The sequence below is a fragment of the Nocardia sp. GTS18 genome, from assembly GCF_013839555.1.
Lineage (GTDB): Bacteria > Actinomycetota > Actinomycetes > Mycobacteriales > Mycobacteriaceae > Nocardia > Nocardia rosealba.
This window is the reverse complement of sequence record NZ_JACBIU010000011.1, coordinates 89669-106411: the sequence shown is the minus strand read 5'-3', so window position 1 is coordinate 106411 and position 16743 is coordinate 89669. Positions and strand designations below refer to the sequence as shown.

The window sequence follows — 16743 nt, the reverse complement described above, 5'->3', positions numbered from 1 at the left end:
AGATAAATCTCCCGCACATGCGGAAGCATCCGGCTGTGATGTCGGCTCAACACGCCGTGGAGCATGGCCGCCGACGCCGCGGGCAAGTACTCTCGGACCATCATGGCCACGTATTTCGATCCGAAGTCCTGGTCACTGGCGGGCGCTGTCGACCTGGGCAAACGTCTGCTCGACCCCTCGTGGATCGACCAGTGGCTCGGCTTCACCACGTCCTGGGCCGACCCGGTGGCCGACCTGGGCTCGGGCACGGTCACCGCGCTGATGCCCGACGTCCTGATGACCGTGCTCAGCGAGGGCATCTTCAGCCGCTTCGGCGGGCGGGAAGTGTCGGCCACCCTGCTCGGCCACGACCTCACCGCCACCCTCGACACCTTCAAGGTGCGCAGGCGCGGTGCCCACTTCCAGAGCAAAACGGTGCTGTCTGACCTGGTCTGGGACTCCCACCCCTTCGACATCGTCACCGTGATCGCGCACGGCGTTCGCCTCATTCCCGGTGTGCCGACCAAGATTCGCGTGCAGCAACTCGACATCGAGGGCAGCATCGGCATCGGGGCCCTCATCGACTGGGTGGACGAACAGAACCTGGACTGGAAGCTCCGGCTCGACGAGCAGGGCCGGATCGTCGCCACCCACCGCACCCGCAAGATGAGCGCCGTCGTCGACGCGCAGGTCTACGACAACCTGCTCACCATCGATATCCGCCGCGCCAGCTGGTACCGCATCCGGCTACCGCGCCGGGTGGTGCAGGCGCCCGCGCTGCTGCTAGACGACCTGCCCAACCGGGCGAGCATCTCCTACGCGCACCGCCGCGGCGACGTGGTGAAATTCCGCATCGAACTGCCCGAGACCACCGGTTCGTTCGACCTCACCCAGATCCGCGACGCCATCATCGCCGGGACCACGCTGATCGTGTTCTAGGACTGCTGCGTCGCCCACCACTCACGCAGGGCGGCCTCGGCTTCGTCGCGGGTCATCGGGCCACGGTCCAGGCGCAGGTCCTTGAGGTATTTCCACGCCTTGCCCACCTGCGGGCCCGGCTCGAGGCCGAGTAGCTCCATGATCGCGTTGCCGTCCAGGTCCGGACGCACCCGCGCCAGATCCTCCTGCTCACGCAGGGCCGCGATGCGCTGCTCGAGCTCGTCGTAGGTGGCGCGCAACGCCGCCGCCCGCCGTTTGTTGCGGGTGGTGCAGTCGGCTTTGACCAGTTTGTGCAGGCGATCGAGCAGGTCGTCGGCGTCGGTGACGTAGCGGCGCACCGCCGAATCGGTCCATTGGCCCTTGCCGTAGCCGTGGAAGCGCAGGTGCAGGAACACCAGGCGCGCGACGTCTTCGGTGAACGCCTTCGGGTACTTCAGCGCCCGCATGCGTTTACGCACCATCTTCGCGCCGACCACCTCGTGATGGTGGAAGCTCACGCCGCCGCCCGGCTCGTTGCGCTTGGTGTCGGGCTTACCGATGTCGTGCAGCAGCGCCGCCCAGCGCAACACCAGGTCGGGGTCGCCCTCCTCCTGGTCGATCGCCTGCGACAGCACCGTCAGCGAATGCTGGTAGACGTCCTTGTGCTGGTGGTGCTCGTCGATCTCGAGCTTCATCGCGGGCACCTCCGGCAGCACCCGCTGGGCGAGACCGGTATCGCACATGAGGTTGATGCCGTCGATCGGATGCTCCGCACCGATCAGCTTGTCGAGTTCGGTGCGTACCCGTTCGGCCGTGATGCGGTCGATCTGCTCGGCCATCTCCACGATCGCCGTGCGCACCCGAGGTGCCACCTCGAAACCGAGCTGCGCGACGAAGCGGGCCGCGCGCAGCATGCGCAACGGGTCGTCGTCGAACGAATCCTGCGGTGCCGCAGGCGTATCGAGCACGCCTTTCAGCAGGGCGTCGAGCCCGTCGAGCGGGTCGACGAACTCGAGCGAACCGTCCTCGGCGATCTTCACCGCCATCGCGTTCACCGTGAAATCGCGCCGGACCAGGTCGCCCTCGAGCGTGTCACCGAAGGTCACCTCCGGATTGCGCGACACCCGGTCGTAGGTATCGGCCCGGAACGTGGTGATCTCGAGCTGCTGATCCCCCTTGGCCGCACTCACCGTCCCGAACGCGAGCCCACCGGTGTCCCACAACTGATCGGCCCACCCCCGCATCAGCTCCTGCACGACCTCCGGCCGCGCGTCGGTGGTGAAATCCAGATCATTGCCCAACCGCCCGAGCACCGCGTCGCGCACGCTGCCCCCCACCAGATACAGCGAATGCCCCCGCGCGGCGAACATGCCCCCCAACGGCACCAGCACCTCGGACAGCTGCCCCAACGTCACCGCCGCACCAGCAAGCAGCCGAGCACGACGATCCGCGACAACATCAGAGGAAACCACGAGTACAGAGCTTACCGAGCCCGTCGAACCACTTTCCGAGCTCCCGGGCACCCCTCGATCGGCCGACCACCTCATCCCCGGCCACACGGCAACACTCGAGTCCGCCATGACAGCCTCCCCAGCCCCGCACGACCCGACCTCGAGGAGGGTCCGCCGCGAAGCGGCGCAGCGGCCCGGCCGCGCGAACAGCGCTCGAAGCGCATGCGCGAAGCGCGAGTCTCGAGCGCTGTTCGCGCGGCCCCTCAGGGGCGCGCTCGAGCGCGCCAGCGCTCCAAAAACACAGCCGGTACCTCCAGGGGCGCAATCCACACAGTGCCGGGCACGGCAGCCGCCGCCGCCCGACCACCAACTCGAGCGCCCCTGCGTCCTACACACACCGCTAAGCTGGCTGGGTGTCTCCTCCGGCCGATCGCGCGAACAGTCGACGCCGCCAGCCGCGGCGGCGCGGCGGGGCGGGTAACGGCGGTAAGCCGCGTATGCGCACGGTGCGCGAAACGTCCGCGGGCGGCCTCGTTGTCGACGGCTTGGACGGGCCGAGGGAACTGCGGTGCGCCGCGTTGATCGGGCGGACCGATCGGCGCGGGCGGTTGCTGTGGTCGCTGCCCAAGGGCCATATCGAGGAGGGCGAGACCTCCGAGCAGACCGCCATGCGTGAGGTCGCCGAGGAGACCGGCATCATCGGCGAGGTGGTCGCCGAGCTGGGCAATATCGATTATTGGTTCGTCACCGAGGGCAGACGGGTACACAAGACCGTGCACCACTATCTGCTGCGGTGTCTGGGCGGTGAGTTGTCCGATGCCGACGTGGAAGTCACCCAGGTTGCGTGGGTTCCGTTGAGCGAGTTGGATTCCCGATTGGCCTACGCCGACGAGCGGCGGCTGGCCGAGGTGGCTAATCGGATGATCGACCGGATGGAGACCGGCAAGCGATGACGGGTGGACTGTTCCGGCTGATCACGGCGGTCCTGACCATCTTGGGTTCGGTGGCGCTGCTGCCCGCGGTGGCGCAGGCGCAACCGGACGACGCGTCGGCGCCGAAGTTCCTCAAACTCACCCTGGACGCGGTGGCGCCGGGCACGGTGACCACGAACAGCGACCCGGTGCTCACGGTGTCGGGGACGGTCACCAATATCGGTGACCGGGTGGTCGACGATGTGAGCGTGCGCATCCAGCGCGCCGCCCCGGTGCTCTCGCCGAGCGGATTGCGCAGTTCGCTGCGGCTCGATCAGGTGAACTATGACGTGACCGGGCCGTTCGAGGATGTGACGCCGAAGCTGAGTCCTGGCCAGCGCAAACAGTTCTCGGTGCGGATCGCGTTGCGCGGCGGCGACGGCGCGTCGCTCGGCATCACCGATCCCGGTGTGTATCCGCTGCTGCTGAATGTGAACGGCGAGCCGGCCTACGGTTCGCAGGCCCGGCTCGACGACGCCCGCTTCCTGCTTCCGGTGCTCGGACTGCCACCGGCCGACGGCGACCCGGCCCCGGTTGCCGCGCCACCGGAGGCCACGCCGGTGGCGACGACGGTGATCTGGCCGCTGGCCGACCGGCCGCGCATGGTCGCGGGCAAACCGGGGTCGGTGAACGGGCAGGTGGAACTGCTCGACGACGAGCTCGCCGCCTCGCTCGGCAAGGGTGGGCGGCTCGAGCAGTTGGTCGCCGCGCTGGAAGCGGTCGCGCCCGCACCGGGTAAGGACAACGCGGTCGCCGGGTCGGTGTGCATCGCCATCGATCCCGATCTGGTGTCGACCGCGCAGACGATGACGCGCGGCTACCGGGTGCTGGCGAGTCCGTCGGATCCGGAGGGCGCGACGCGGGAGGGGACCGGTGCCGCGAACGCGCAGGCCTGGCTGGACCGGTTGCGCGCGCTCGCCGGGTCGATGTGCACGGTGGCGTTGCCGTACGCGCAGGTCGATGTGACGGCGTTGGCGGCGGTGAACGAGCCGGGTCTGTCGGCGCGGGCATTGCACGCACCGGCCGATGTGGTCGACGCGATCCTGGGCACCAGGTCGCTGCGCGGGGTGAGCCTGCCCGATTCCGGCAGCATCGATCACGCGGCGGGGCAGCTGCTGCGTGAGTACGGGTACGGCACGGCGGTGCTCGCCGGGTCGGCCGTATCGGGTGAGGGTTCGGTGCCGGATCCGGAGACCGCGCTCACCTCCACGCCGTCGACGTTCGTGCCCGGCACGGTCGTCGGCGGGGAGCAGGCCGCGCCGGACGTGGTGCGGGTGCCGGATGTGAGCGTCGAGGCGGGGCCGAACACCGATCCGGCGCTGCGGGTGACGACCTTCGACATCTGGTCGGCGACGGCGCTGGCCGCCGTGGGTTCCAACCCGCCGACGCCCTCGTTCACACCGTCGAAGGTGCGCTTCGACGTCACCAACGACTCGCGGGCCGCCCGGTTGCAGGACGCGCTCGGCGCGATGGCGTGGACCGCGCTGAATCCGGCGCCGGACCGGCCGCGTTCGCAGCTGTTGATGCCGCCGCAGCAGTGGGGCGCCAGCCGCGAGGAGGGTGTGGCGCTGCTCAAACAGGTGGAACTGCTCGCCCGTAACCAGCTGGCCCAGCCCCGGCCGTTCGCGGAGCTCGTCGCGCAGGAGCCGGATCCGCGCCCGTTCACCCTCGAATACCTGCCGTCGGCCGCTCAGGACGCCGCGCCCGAACATCTCGTCGTGCCCGTGCGCGACCAGGGTGCGCGGATCACCGAGATGATGCGGGCGCTCGTCGAGCTGCCCGAGGCCGAGTTGACGCCGCTGGCCTTCCTCACGCCCGCGCGCGAGGATCTGCTGCGGGCGTTGAGCCTGTCGGACCGGCGCGGCGAGGACGACACTCTCGCCGACCTGCATGCCGACCGGCGTGTCGATCAGGTGACCCGGGAAGTCGACACCGTGTTCGCGTCGGTATCGGTGTTGCCACCGGGCGGTGTGTACACGCTCGCGTCCGAGCAGAGCCCGTTGCTGCTGGTTGCCCGCAATGATCTGCCGGTGGCGATCCGGGTGAACTTCCGGATCTCCGCGCCTTCCGAGACGAACATCACCGATATCGGCGAACAGCTCCTTCCGCCGAACGGAACTCGGTCATTTCAGATACCGACCGAGGTGAGTGACAGCCGTAAGCTGGTCATTCCCATCGCCCTTACCACCCCGGACGGAATCACGCTAGGGGAGCCGACGTCGGTCTCGGTGCGCTCGAACGCCTACGGTCAGGCCTTGGCCATAATTACGGCATGTGCCGCGATACTGCTGTTGCTGTTGGCCGGGCGCCGGCTGTGGCGGCGCTTCCGCGGCCGACCCGACCCCGCCGACGAGGGCTTCACCCCCGAAACGGTGGAACGGGCCGGACGGCTGCGACGCGCCCGGCAACGACTGCGTCGGCAGTGAACACCCACGCCTGACCGGCGCGCGGGGGACCATGACAGGCAAGAACGAGGCGGGATTCGCGGGTTGCGCCGGGTACAGGAGGCATGATGGGCGACGATGATTCCGCTCATCGGCACAACCACGACGAACGCGACGAGCCGACCCACCGCTGGGCCCCCGCCGCGCCATGGGAGCGTGGAATGAGCGGCCGCGACACCGACGAGCCGCAGGTGCCTGCCCGTCCCGGCGATCGCCCGGTCCCGCCGCGCCTGGGCCCCGTCGACCCGGCCCGGCCGCGCCCCGCTGATCCCGGCCCGCAGCAGGGTGCGCGACCCGCCCAGCCGACAGGACGACCCGTTCCCGGCAGCTCGGGCGAGGTCCCGCGAGTCCAGCCCCCTCGCCAGCCACCCCACGGGCCCGGCCGTACTGGCGAGCCGCCGTACCCGCCAGCCTTCCGGCCCGGCGAACCGAACTTCAGTCCATCGCCCGGTGAACCGCCGCACGCGCAGTATCCGCGCGATGACGACCCGCGTCATCGCCCCGGCGGCGAACCTCCGCGCGCACCTCATCCCGGCGAGTCGAACTACACCTCGGCACCCGGTGCTCCGCATCGCCCGCTGCCGCCCGTCGAGCCGAATCACCGTCCGGGGCCCGCAGACCCGCTGCGCGGGCAGCCACCGCGACCGGGGGACCTGAACGGTGCCGTGGCGGACGATGCGCTGCGCGCACCGGGACGTACCGGCGAAGGCAACCGTCGGCCCGCACCTTCCGGCGAATTCCCGATCCAGCAGCGACCGGGCGGCCTTGGTCCGCAGCGACCCCAGCCGTATCCGGCCGACGGCCGTTCCGGGGAGTTGCCTCGGCAGCAGCGACCGGGTGGTCCACAGCCTCCTCAGTCTTATCCGGCAGACGGGCGTTCGGGGGAGTTCCCCCGCCAGCAGCGACCGGGCGGCCCAGGGCCACAGCGACCCGCACCGGATCCGCGATCGGCCGCTCCTTACGGCGAGTCGTCGCAACCACCGCCGATTGATCCGCGAGTGCCCGGTGCGCCGCGGCGCCCCGAACCCGGTCGCCCCGGCGAGTTCCGACCACAGGGCCCCGGCCCCGAGGGACGCCCGGGCGGCTTCGGCTCGGTGCCCGGCGGGCAGCGGGGCGAGTTCCCGCCCGCGCCAGGTCAGCGACCCGGTCCCACCGGCGTCGAGCCGGGCGACCGGCCAGGTCAGCAGCGAGGTTCGGCGGGCCCGGCCGGACCCTCGGTCATGGGCGGTCGCGGTGGCGTCGAGCACCCCGGTGCGGGCGAGCAAGGGAGTCGCGGCGGTCAGCCTGGCGTCGGCGGACAGCCCGGCATCGGCGGACAGCCCGGCGCCGGCGGACGACCTGGAGTCGGTCAGCCTGGCGGTGGGCAACCGCGCGGTCGTCGGGCCGGCGATGATGCACCCCAAGGTCCTGCCCAGCGGCCGAGTGGTCCACAGCGGCCGGGCCCCAGGTCGGGGGAGTTTCCGCAGCAGCGGGCCGCAGGGGCATCAGGGGCGATTCCTCGGCAGGCTCGCCCCGAGGTGGATCCTGGGCGAAGTCCGCAGGCCGGTCCGCCGCCGCGTGGGTACGAGGCAGCTCGACCGGGGCCTGGGCGCGACAGCTTCCCCGGGATGCCTGCGGCATCGAGTCGGCCCGGTGGTGACGCGATGCGGGCGGCCGAGCAGACGCAGGTGATCGCGCGTCCCGAGCGGATTCGCACCGAGAAGCCCGCGCCGCGTGACACGAATCCACAGTCGGCCAACGAGAAGCTGCTCAAGGATTCCGGGTCGATCGCCGTGGCGACGCTCGTCAGCCGGATCACCGGGTTCGCCAAGCAGCTGTTGCTGCTCACCGTGCTCGGTCCGGCCATCGCCAGTGCGTTCATCTCGGCGAACCTGATCCCGAACATGGTCGCCGAGTTGGTCCTCGGCGCGGTGCTCACAGCGATCGTCGTGCCGACCCTGGTGCGCGCCGAACAGGAGGACGCCGACAACGGCGCCGAGTTCGTCCGAAGATTGGTGACCGCCGCCTTCGCGGTGCTCTTCGTGGCGACGGTCCTGACGCTCGCCGCGACGCCCATCCTGGCCAGCCACGTGCTCGTCGATTCCGACGGCAAGGTCAACACCTCGCTGACCACCGCACTCACCTATCTGCTCGCACCGGCGATCCTGTTCTACGGCATGTCGGCGCTGTTCACGGCCATCCTCAACACCAGACAGGCCTTCAAACCGGGCGCGTGGGCACCGGTGATGAACAACATCGTCGCGCTCGTCGTGCTGGCGGTGTACGCGCTCACACCCGGTGAGATCACGCTCGACCCGGTGCGGATGAGCGACCCGAAACTGCTGGTCCTCGGCCTCGGCATCACCGCCGGTGTGGCCACCCAGGCGCTGAGCCTGCTGCCCGCCATCCGCAGGCACGGCATCGACCTGCGCCCGCTGTGGGGCATCGACGCGCGCCTCAAGCAGTTCGGCAAGATGGGCGCCGCGATCATCCTGTACGTGCTCATCAGCCAGGTCGGCCTGGTGGTGGCGAACAACATCGCCTCCGCGGCCGACGAGGCGGGCCCGGCGATCTTCGCCAATGCCTGGGCGCTGCTGCAGCTGCCCTACGGCGTCATCGGCGTCACGCTGCTCACCGCGATCATGCCGAGGCTGAGCCGCAACGCCGCCGCCGACGACACGCCCGCCGTGGTCGACGACCTGTCCGCGGCCACCCGCCTCACCATGATCGCGCTGATCCCGATCGTGGCCTTCATGACCCTGGCCGGTCCGGCGATCGGCGAGGCCCTCTACGGATACGCCCGGTTCTCCGGTGACGCCGCCCGCCTCGGCAGCGCGGTGAGCTGGTCGGCCTTCACGCTGATCCCGTATTCGCTGGTACTGATCCACCTGCGCGTCTTCTACGCCCGCGAACAGGCGTGGACGCCGACCTGGATCATCCTCGGCATCACCACGGTGAAGATCGCCTGCTCGGCGCTCGCCCCGGTGATCGCTCGCGACAGCGACGACGTGGTCATCATCCTCGGCGTCGCCACCGGCCTCAGCTTCACCGTCGGCGCGGTGATCGGCGGGGTACTGCTGCACCGCAGCCTCGGCGATCTGCGCATGTCCAATGTCGGCCGCACCATCACCCGGGTGGTGCTCGCCTCGATCGCGGGCGGCGCGGTGATGCTCATCATCGACACGGTGACCGGCCTCGCGAACGTCACCGGCGGCCCGGCCTCGCTGCTGCGGGTCACCGTCGACGCGCTCGTCCTGTTCTCGGTGGCGTTCGGGCTGATGCGTCTGGTCGGCATCCCCGAGGTGGTGGCGATCACCGTCGCCGTCTCGCGCAAGCTCGGCATCACCCCGCCCGCGCCGGAACTCGCGCTCGACGAGGACGCCTCGGCCGAGGACATCTACGCGACCACCGTGTTGCGCAGGCCCGACACCTACGCCTTCCCGGCGTACGGGCAGTCGCTGGACACCCAGACCATGGTGTTGCCCGTGATCCGGCCCGGTGCTGTTGACATCACCGGTCAAGCACAGTTCCCGTACGCTGTTCGGCAGACCGATACGGGAGATCAGGCCGAAGGAGGACCGAGGGTGAGCGATGACGCGGTGGGCGGCGTCCCAGCCGCTGATTCTGCGGCGCGCGCCGCAGGAGGAAGGTCCACCGATGTCCGGCCCGACGGGGCAGACACCGCAGGACCCGAACACGCCGACGCGCCCGACGACAGCAAGAACCTGCAGGCAGACGGGTCGCCGGAGAAGAACGAACCGACCGAGGACCGTCGCGCGGCCGCGCCGCCGCACGATCCGACCCACGACACCGGCATGCTGCCGATCCCCGTACCGCCGCAGGACGTGCAACGCCCGCAGCGCGGACCGAAGCTGATCCCCGGCGCGTCGGTCGCGGGCGGCCGGTATCGCCTGCTCGCCAGCCACGGCGGCGCGCGCGGGCTCAAGTTCTGGCAGGCCCTCGACATCAAACTCGACCGCGAGGTCGCGCTGACCTTCGTCGATGCCGATCAGAAGTCGGGTGAGAACGCGGGCCACGACGGTCCGCAGGCGATCCTGTCGCGCACGCTGCGTCTGGGCCGCATCAACTCGCCCGGCTTGGCAAGGGTCCTGGACGTGGTGCGCGGTAGTTCCGGCGGCATCGTGGTCGCGGAGTGGACACCCGGCCGGTCGCTGCGGGAGATGGCCGAGACCGTGCCGTCGCCGATCGGTGCCGCCCGGGCCATCCGGGTACTCGCCTCGGCGGCCGAACTGGCCCATCGCGGCGGTGGCTCGCTCTCGATCGACCATCCCGACCGCATCCGGATCAGCGCTTCCGGCGACGCCGTGCTCGCCTTCCCCGGCACACTCGGCGATTCCGACGCCCAGTCCGATGTGCGTGGCCTCGGCGCCATGCTCTACGCGCTCATCACCGCGCGCTGGCCGATTCGCGTGGGCGGTGTCACCGGTACGGCCGCGACGATCGGCGGGCTGCGGCTGGCCGACTTCGGGCCCGACGGAACTCCGGTCGAGCCGCGCCAGATCCGGCCCGAGGTGCCGTTCGAGATCTCGGCCGTCGCCGTGCGGTCGCTGGAATCGAACAAGGGTGTGCGCACCGCCGCCACCGTGCAGCACGTGCTCGAGCAGGCCTCGGTCGTCGATCAGAAGACCGATTTCATCCCCGTGCTGCGGCTGGGTCAGCGGGCGGTCGCGGCCGGCCCCGATTCGCTCGCCGACCCGGAACTGCTTGCGGCCGAACGCGAACGCTCCAAGCGGATGATGTGGATCATGGTCGGGCTCGGCGTGCTCGCCGCGCTGGTGGTCGGCATCCTGATCTGGTGGATGGTGAGTATCTTCGCGCCCGGCGCGTCTGACAAGCCGCTGGATCAGCAGATCAATATCGGGCTCACGTCGAGTGTGGCGCCGCCGAGCGCGGCCGCCGCACCGACGGCGGACCAGCCCGCGCAGCCGTCGAGTGTGCCGGTGGCCGTCACCGGTGCCAGGGTGTTCTCCCCGGAGGGCACCCCCGACGGCGCCGCGACGGCGGGCGCGGTGCTCGACCAGAACCCGGAAACGGTGTGGCGCACCGACCAGTACTTCCAGCAGTTCCCCGCCCTCAAGAAGGGCGTGGGACTGCTGGCCACGCTGCCCGCGCCCGCCAAACTCACCAATGTCTCGATCACCTCGCCCAGTGCGGGCAGCACCGTCGAGATCCGGACCTCGCCCACCGAGACGCCCACGCTCGACCAGACTCAGCTGATCGGCTCCGCCCGTCTCGGCGACGGCGTCACCGAGGTCGCCGTGCAGACCGATCAGGCTGCTCGCTTCGTGCTCGTATGGATCACCGGACTGGCGAATTCGGGCGGACAGTTCCAGACCGCCGTCGCCGACGTCCGCTTCGACGCCGCGCCGTAAATCCGCGCCGCAGTCCTTCCCACCTGCTATCTGCGCAGGTGGATGCCTATTTCGCGCTAGAACATCACTGTTCATCGAACCGCGGTCCGGTTGGTGCGCAATTGTTATCAGCGATATGATCACCCCGCGCTCTCGGCAGGGAGCTACCCAGGATCTGTCGACGTCGGTCCTGGACGCCGCGTTGTAGTCAGGTGATGGATCGGCCTCGTTCGCCGACACGAAGTCGCCGTAATGAGCGCTGTCCAAGGGGTCAGGTGTTGTCGCCGGAAGTCAACGAGCAAGTACGCGGGGGGACAACGCGCCAGGCGGCGTTCCGCGATCGCTCGTTCCTGGAGAACGGCAGCGACAAGGAACTCCTCGCCGCGCACGTACGCGGCGAACCGCATGCCTTCTCCGAACTGCTGCGCAGGCACAAGGACCACCTCTGGCAGACCGCGCTGCGCACGTCCTACAGCCGTGAGGACGCCGCCGACTGCCTGCAGGACGCTTTGTTCTCCGCCCATCGCACCGCCGAGACGTTCCGCGCCGAGTCCGAGGTGCGCAGCTGGTTGCACGCCATCGTCGTGAACGCCTGCCTCGACCGGATCCGGCGCAACAAGACCCGCCGCGCCATCTCCGTCACCCCCGACACCATGCCCGAGGCGGTCGAGCCACGCGATGCCTACGCCGACTACGAGCTGAACCTCGTGGTGAGCGAGGCGCTGTTCACCCTCCCTGACGAACAGCGGCTCGCCCTGGTGATGACCGAGATGGAGGGGCGGAGTGTGGCCGAAACCGCCTTGGCACTCGGCGTGGCGGAAGGCACGATCAAGAGCAGATGCGCCCGAGCGCGCGTACGTTTGCAAGAACGTTTGGAATTTTTCCGGGATCCAGGGAACCGGAGCTAGCCCGGATGCGTCATTAACAGTGACGAACAAGTCAGCGATGTACATGCTGCGATCCGAAAATCGACAGAACAGGGGAGGTGCGAGGTGGCTCGATCCGTGCCGCAGCCTCCGTTCCCGTCGGAACTGCTGGCCGATCTGCACGCCGACAATCTCGCACCGGAACTCCGCGAGCAACTGTGGCCCAAGGTCCGCACCGACCCGGACGCGCTGCGCTATCTGAACGATCTCGACGAGGTGAACACCCACCTCCGTACGCTGGTCGACGACGACCTGGTCATGCACCGCATGCCCGACGACGTGGCCGACCGCATGTTCCGATTCGTCGCCGAACTCGACGCCAACGAGGGGCCGACCGAACGAATCACCTCCGTCCCTGCCGTCGCCGAACCCGACGCGGGCGACGGCCCGACCGCACGGATCACGTCTGTCCCGACCAGCGCCACCCCCGCCGCGGAACAGTCCACGCCGATCTCGTTGGCGCAGTACAAGTCCCGGCGCCGGCTGGGTTTCTTGGTGGCGGCAGCGGCCACGATCGCCGTCCTCGCGGGTGCGGGCGCCGTGGTCGGCACCCTCGACAACACCGACGGCACACCGACTGCGGCCCCACCCACCGAACCGGCCACCCCGGGCGACGACCTCACTGCGGCCGCCGCCCTCACCGCCCTCGGCAAACGCGACGTGCACGGCCCCCTCGCCGACGAAGCCGCCCTCACCCGCTGCGTGCAGGCCAACGGCATCGACCGTGCCGTCCTGGGTGCGTCGAGCATCACCTTCCGCGGCGACGACGCCGTACTCGTCCTCGTCAAAGGCCCCCAAACCCCCACCATCACCGCTTTGGTCGTCGGCACCGGATGCACCACCGGCGCCCCCAGCCGATTAGCCGTCCGCGACATCGGCTGACCTGCCCTTCTGGCCCCACACTCACCCGTTCTCGGCGCGTCCCCGCCTCTGGACTGACCGAAGGGTGCGACGAAGGAGTACCCGCAGGGAGGGAAGAGGCGGGGCTCAGCGCCGAGAACCGCGGCGCCAGCCGCCAAATAAGCACAGGGAACAACACCGTTTAGGCTGTTGTTGACTGACACGTCCCAGCATTGCTTTTCGGAAGGGCCCCATGAGCACGCCAGTTCGCGACCTGATCATCGTCGGCTCAGGACCCGCCGGCTACACGGCGGCCGTCTATGCCGCCCGCGCCGAGTTGGCGCCCCTGGTCTTCGAGGGCACCCAGTTCGGTGGTGCCCTGATGACCACCACCGAGGTGGAGAACTTCCCCGGTTTCCGCGAGGGCATCATGGGCCCCGACCTGATGGAGCAGATGCGCGAGCAGGCCAAGCGTTTCGGCGCCGACCTGCGCACCGAGGACGTCGACGCGATCGACCTGTCCGGCCCCGTGAAGAAGGTCACTGTCGGTGACGAGACCTTCGAGGCCTACGCCGTCATCCTCGCCATGGGTTCGGCTGCCCGCTACCTGCACGTCCCCGGTGAGCAGGAACTGCTCGGCCGCGGCGTGAGCGCGTGCGCCACCTGCGACGGCTTCTTCTTCAAGGGCCAGGACATCGTGGTGGTCGGCGGCGGCGACTCGGCGATGGAGGAAGCGACCTTCCTCACCAAGTTCGCCGCCAGCGTCACCATCGTGCACCGCCGCGAGGAGTTCCGTGCCTCACGCATCATGCTCGAGCGCGCCAAGGCCAACGAGAAGATCAACTTCCGGCTCAACGCCGAGGTCGTGAAGGTCAACGGCGACAACAGCGTCACCAGCCTCACCCTGCGCGACACCAGGACCGGCGAGGAATCCGAACTGGCCGCCACCGGCCTGTTCGTCGCCATCGGCCACGATCCGCGCAGCGAACTGGTCAAGGGCCAGGTCGCGCTCGACGGTGAAGGCTATGTGCAGGTGACCGATCCGGGCACCGCCACCGATGTGGCGGGCGTGTTCGCCGCGGGCGACCTCGTCGACCACACCTACCGCCAGGCGATCACCGCCGCGGGCACCGGCTGCCGCGCCGCCATCGACGCCGAGCGCTGGCTCGCCGAGCAGGGCGACATCACCGCCAACACACTCGACAACGCCGATGGCCCGGCCGCGGTGTCCGCCAACTGATTTCGCGTTCCACCCAGCTAGGAGAACACCCATGGCCGACAGTGCCAACACCATCACCGTGACCGACCAGTCCTTCGCCGACGACGTGCTGCTCAGCGAGAAGCCCGTGCTCGTCGACTTCTGGGCCGACTGGTGCGGCCCGTGCAAGATGGTCGCCCCCGTGCTGGAGGAGATCGCGGGCACCCATGCCGACAAGCTCACCATCGCCAAGCTCGACACCGAGGCCAACCCCGGCGCAGCCCGCGACTACCAGATCCTGTCGTTGCCGACCATGATCCTGTTCCAGGGCGGCAAGCCGGTGAAGCAGATCGTCGGCGCCAAGGGCAAGGCGGCGCTGCTGCGCGAGCTCGAAGGGCTCATCTGAGCCGCGATCGATCCGACAAAGACACCTCCCACCGGCCGACGCGCCGTAGGATGCCTGGACCCGGGATTCCCGTAATACCGCCCGGGTCTGAGACAATCGACGGACGCTCCGGCCGAAGGAAAGGGCTCTTACGCATGCACCGACTTCGTCACGGCGATTCAGGACCGGCCGTCGCAGAGGTTCGGAGCACCCTCGCAAGCCTCGGTTTCCTGCATCGCCAGCACGATTGGCAGGACACCGATGTGGTCTTCGACCGCTCGCTCGACTCGGCGGTTCGCGCGTTCCAGCAGCAGCGTGGTCTGCTCGTCGACGGGATCGTCGGCCCGGCCACGTATCGCGCGCTGAAGGAAGCCTCCTATCGCCTGGGTGCCCGCACACTGATCTACCAGCTGTCCGCCCCGCTGTACGGCGACGACGTGGCCACCCTGCAGCGCAAGCTGCAGGACCTCGGCTTCTACGTGCACCGGGTCGACGGCTACTTCGGTCCACACACCCACGAGGGACTCAGCGCCTTCCAGCGCGAGATCGGTCTCTCGGCCGACGGCATCTGTGGTCCCGACACACTGCGCTCGCTCGATCTGCTCGGCGCGCGCGTCACCGGCGGCAACCCGCATCGCATCGCCGAGGAAGAGGTGGTGCACCGGGCGGGACCGCAGCTCACCGGGAAGCGCATCGTCATCGACCCCGGATTCGGTGGCCCCGACAAGGGATTCGCCGTGCCGACGGAGTTCGGTGACGTGTACGAGTCGGAGATCCTGTGGGATCTGGCCTCGCGGCTCGAGGGCCGGATGGCCGCCACCGGCATGGAGACGTTCCTGTCACGTCCGTGGGGCGCCAACCCGACCGATGCCGAACGCGCCGATACCTCCAACGCTTTCGACGCCGATCTGATGATCTCGTTGCGCTGCGCGATGAGCGACAATCCGTCGGCGCAGGGCGTCGCCGGGTTCTACTTCGGTAATTCCCACGGTTCGGTGTCGATGATCGGGCAGGTACTCGCCGGGTTCATCCAGCGCGAAGTGGTTGCCCGCACGTCCCTGCAGGACTGCCGCACCCATCAGCGCACCTGGGATCTGCTGCGCCTCACCAAGATGCCGACGGTCCAGGTGGACCTGGGCTACCTCACCAACGAATACGACGCCTCCATCCTCACCAACCCGCGCATGCGGGACGTGATCGCCGAGGCGATCCTCATCTCGGTGAAGCGGCTGTACCTGCTCGGCCAGGACGACCAGCCCACCGGCACCTACACCTTCGCCGAACTGCTCGCCGAGGAACTGGCGGCCCAGGATCGGCTGCCGGAGAATTCCGGTCTCGTCCGCCTACCCGGAGTTTCAGGCCAGACCCAGGTGCGGTGAGGCTTACGTCGGCGGCCAGACCAGGTAGCGGGTCACGGCAGCCCGTCCCCGGCGAGTTACCCATGTTCTCCCGAAACCACAAAAGCGGCCCCGCGCAGGCGGGGCCGCTTTCTTGTGTCGGCTAGCGCACGCCGATTCTGGCAGGTGGGGCCATCTCGGCGGCGGCCAGAAGCTGGTCGAGGGCGCGCTCGACGTCTTCCTTCCAGCCGTGATCGGAGTCGAGTTCGAGACGCAGGCGTGGGAAGCGGTGATGCTGGGCCACCACTTCGAAGCCGACGTCCTCGAGGAAGTCCGCGTCGATCATGCAGGTTTCCGGGGTGCACTGGGTGGTCGAGGCCCGATCGCGCAGGGGAGCGGCGATCCGTTCCATGAGCCGCATCGACGAGCCGAGCCCCCGATCGGCGACCGAGCTCGACGGCGGTCCATTGCGGATGCCGAATGCCTCGAGCGCCCGCACACCGCGACGCACCAGATCGGCCACCACGGCCTGCACCAGCCGGTGGGCTACATCGGATTCGTCATAGGGGAATTCGGCCTGCAGCGTCGTCAGCAGGATGGCGTCCGGGCTCACGGGGGAGGTGGGGAACAGGGTCGAGCGCGGCACCGAACTCGGCGGCGAATACAGCGCGCAGCCGGCGATGTTGTTGTCGACCTGGGCCACCTGCCCGCATGATCCCCATTCGAGCATGACCGTCGAGAGCCATGCCTCCTTCTCGAAGACCGGGTCGCTGAAGGACTGGGAGTCGGCTGCGACGGCCGGATCGAGCTCCCAGAAAACACACCGCCGGGTATGCGCCGGAAGCCGATCGAGTCCGTCGAGGGTCAATGCTGTGACGCTGGTCGACACTGCTCTGTTCAGCCTCCAGCTGTCCGATTCATCCACGCTCACGCCACATCACTA

General features: G+C 69.1%; 11 protein-coding genes. 9 read left to right on the top strand and 2 right to left on the bottom strand.

The genetic code is table 11. From position 1 onward, the window contains the following. Positions 1-63: 63 nt before the first annotated feature. Positions 64-918: a hypothetical protein gene (locus HYG95_RS13025; protein ID WP_225281638.1), complete on the top strand. Its 855-nt coding sequence runs from the start codon at positions 64-66 to the stop codon at positions 916-918. Here HYG95_RS13025 and HYG95_RS13020 read toward each other — a convergent pair. Beyond that, positions 915-2330 (bottom strand): CCA tRNA nucleotidyltransferase, encoded by a 1416-nt coding sequence (locus HYG95_RS13020; protein WP_220139394.1) that lies wholly within the window; start codon positions 2328-2330, stop codon positions 915-917. The genes HYG95_RS13025 and HYG95_RS13020 overlap by 4 nt on opposite strands. Before the next feature lie 515 nt (positions 2331-2845). On the opposite strand from HYG95_RS13020, the gene HYG95_RS13015 reads away from it, so the two are divergent. The 8 genes from HYG95_RS13015 (at position 2846) to HYG95_RS12980 (ending at position 15842) form a co-directional block, all read left to right on the top strand. Continuing rightward, on the top strand, positions 2846-3301 hold the full coding sequence (locus tag HYG95_RS13015; RefSeq protein ID WP_067495077.1) for an NUDIX hydrolase: 456 nt from the start codon (positions 2846-2848) through the stop codon (positions 3299-3301). Further along, positions 3298-5745, top strand: coding sequence for a DUF6049 family protein (locus HYG95_RS13010; RefSeq protein WP_181698213.1), 2448 nt, complete (start codon positions 3298-3300; stop codon positions 5743-5745). Before HYG95_RS13015 ends, HYG95_RS13010 begins: the two co-directional genes overlap by 4 nt. Positions 5746-7406: 1661 nt before the next feature. Then, positions 7407-11135 (top strand): murein biosynthesis integral membrane protein MurJ, encoded by a 3729-nt coding sequence (locus HYG95_RS13005; RefSeq protein WP_181698232.1) that lies wholly within the window; start codon positions 7407-7409, stop codon positions 11133-11135. 329 nt (positions 11136-11464) lie between these two features. Further along, entirely contained in the window at positions 11465-12022 is a 558-nt protein-coding gene (gene sigM / locus HYG95_RS13000; protein ID WP_225281725.1) for an RNA polymerase sigma factor SigM, read from the top strand. A gap of 96 nt (positions 12023-12118) precedes the next feature. Further along, positions 12119-12922: a hypothetical protein gene (locus HYG95_RS12995; RefSeq protein ID WP_181698211.1), complete on the top strand. Its 804-nt coding sequence runs from the start codon at positions 12119-12121 to the stop codon at positions 12920-12922. Positions 12923-13133: 211 nt separating this feature from the next. Continuing rightward, a complete protein-coding gene (trxB, locus tag HYG95_RS12990) occupies positions 13134-14120 on the top strand; it encodes a thioredoxin-disulfide reductase (protein ID WP_181698210.1) in 987 nt (328 codons plus the stop codon). Between the two features lie 31 nt (positions 14121-14151). Next, complete coding sequence (trxA, locus tag HYG95_RS12985) at positions 14152-14484, top strand: thioredoxin (RefSeq protein ID WP_067495091.1); 333 nt, start codon at positions 14152-14154, stop codon at positions 14482-14484. A 134-nt stretch (positions 14485-14618) separates the two neighbouring features. Continuing rightward, a complete protein-coding gene (locus tag HYG95_RS12980; RefSeq protein WP_181698209.1) occupies positions 14619-15842 on the top strand; it encodes an N-acetylmuramoyl-L-alanine amidase in 1224 nt (407 codons plus the stop codon). Positions 15843-15963: 121 nt separating this feature from the next. On the opposite strand, the gene HYG95_RS12975 is transcribed toward HYG95_RS12980, so the two are convergent. Further along, positions 15964-16689 (bottom strand): GNAT family N-acetyltransferase, encoded by a 726-nt coding sequence (locus tag HYG95_RS12975; RefSeq protein ID WP_181698208.1) that lies wholly within the window; start codon positions 16687-16689, stop codon positions 15964-15966. Positions 16690-16743: the final 54 nt, after the last annotated feature.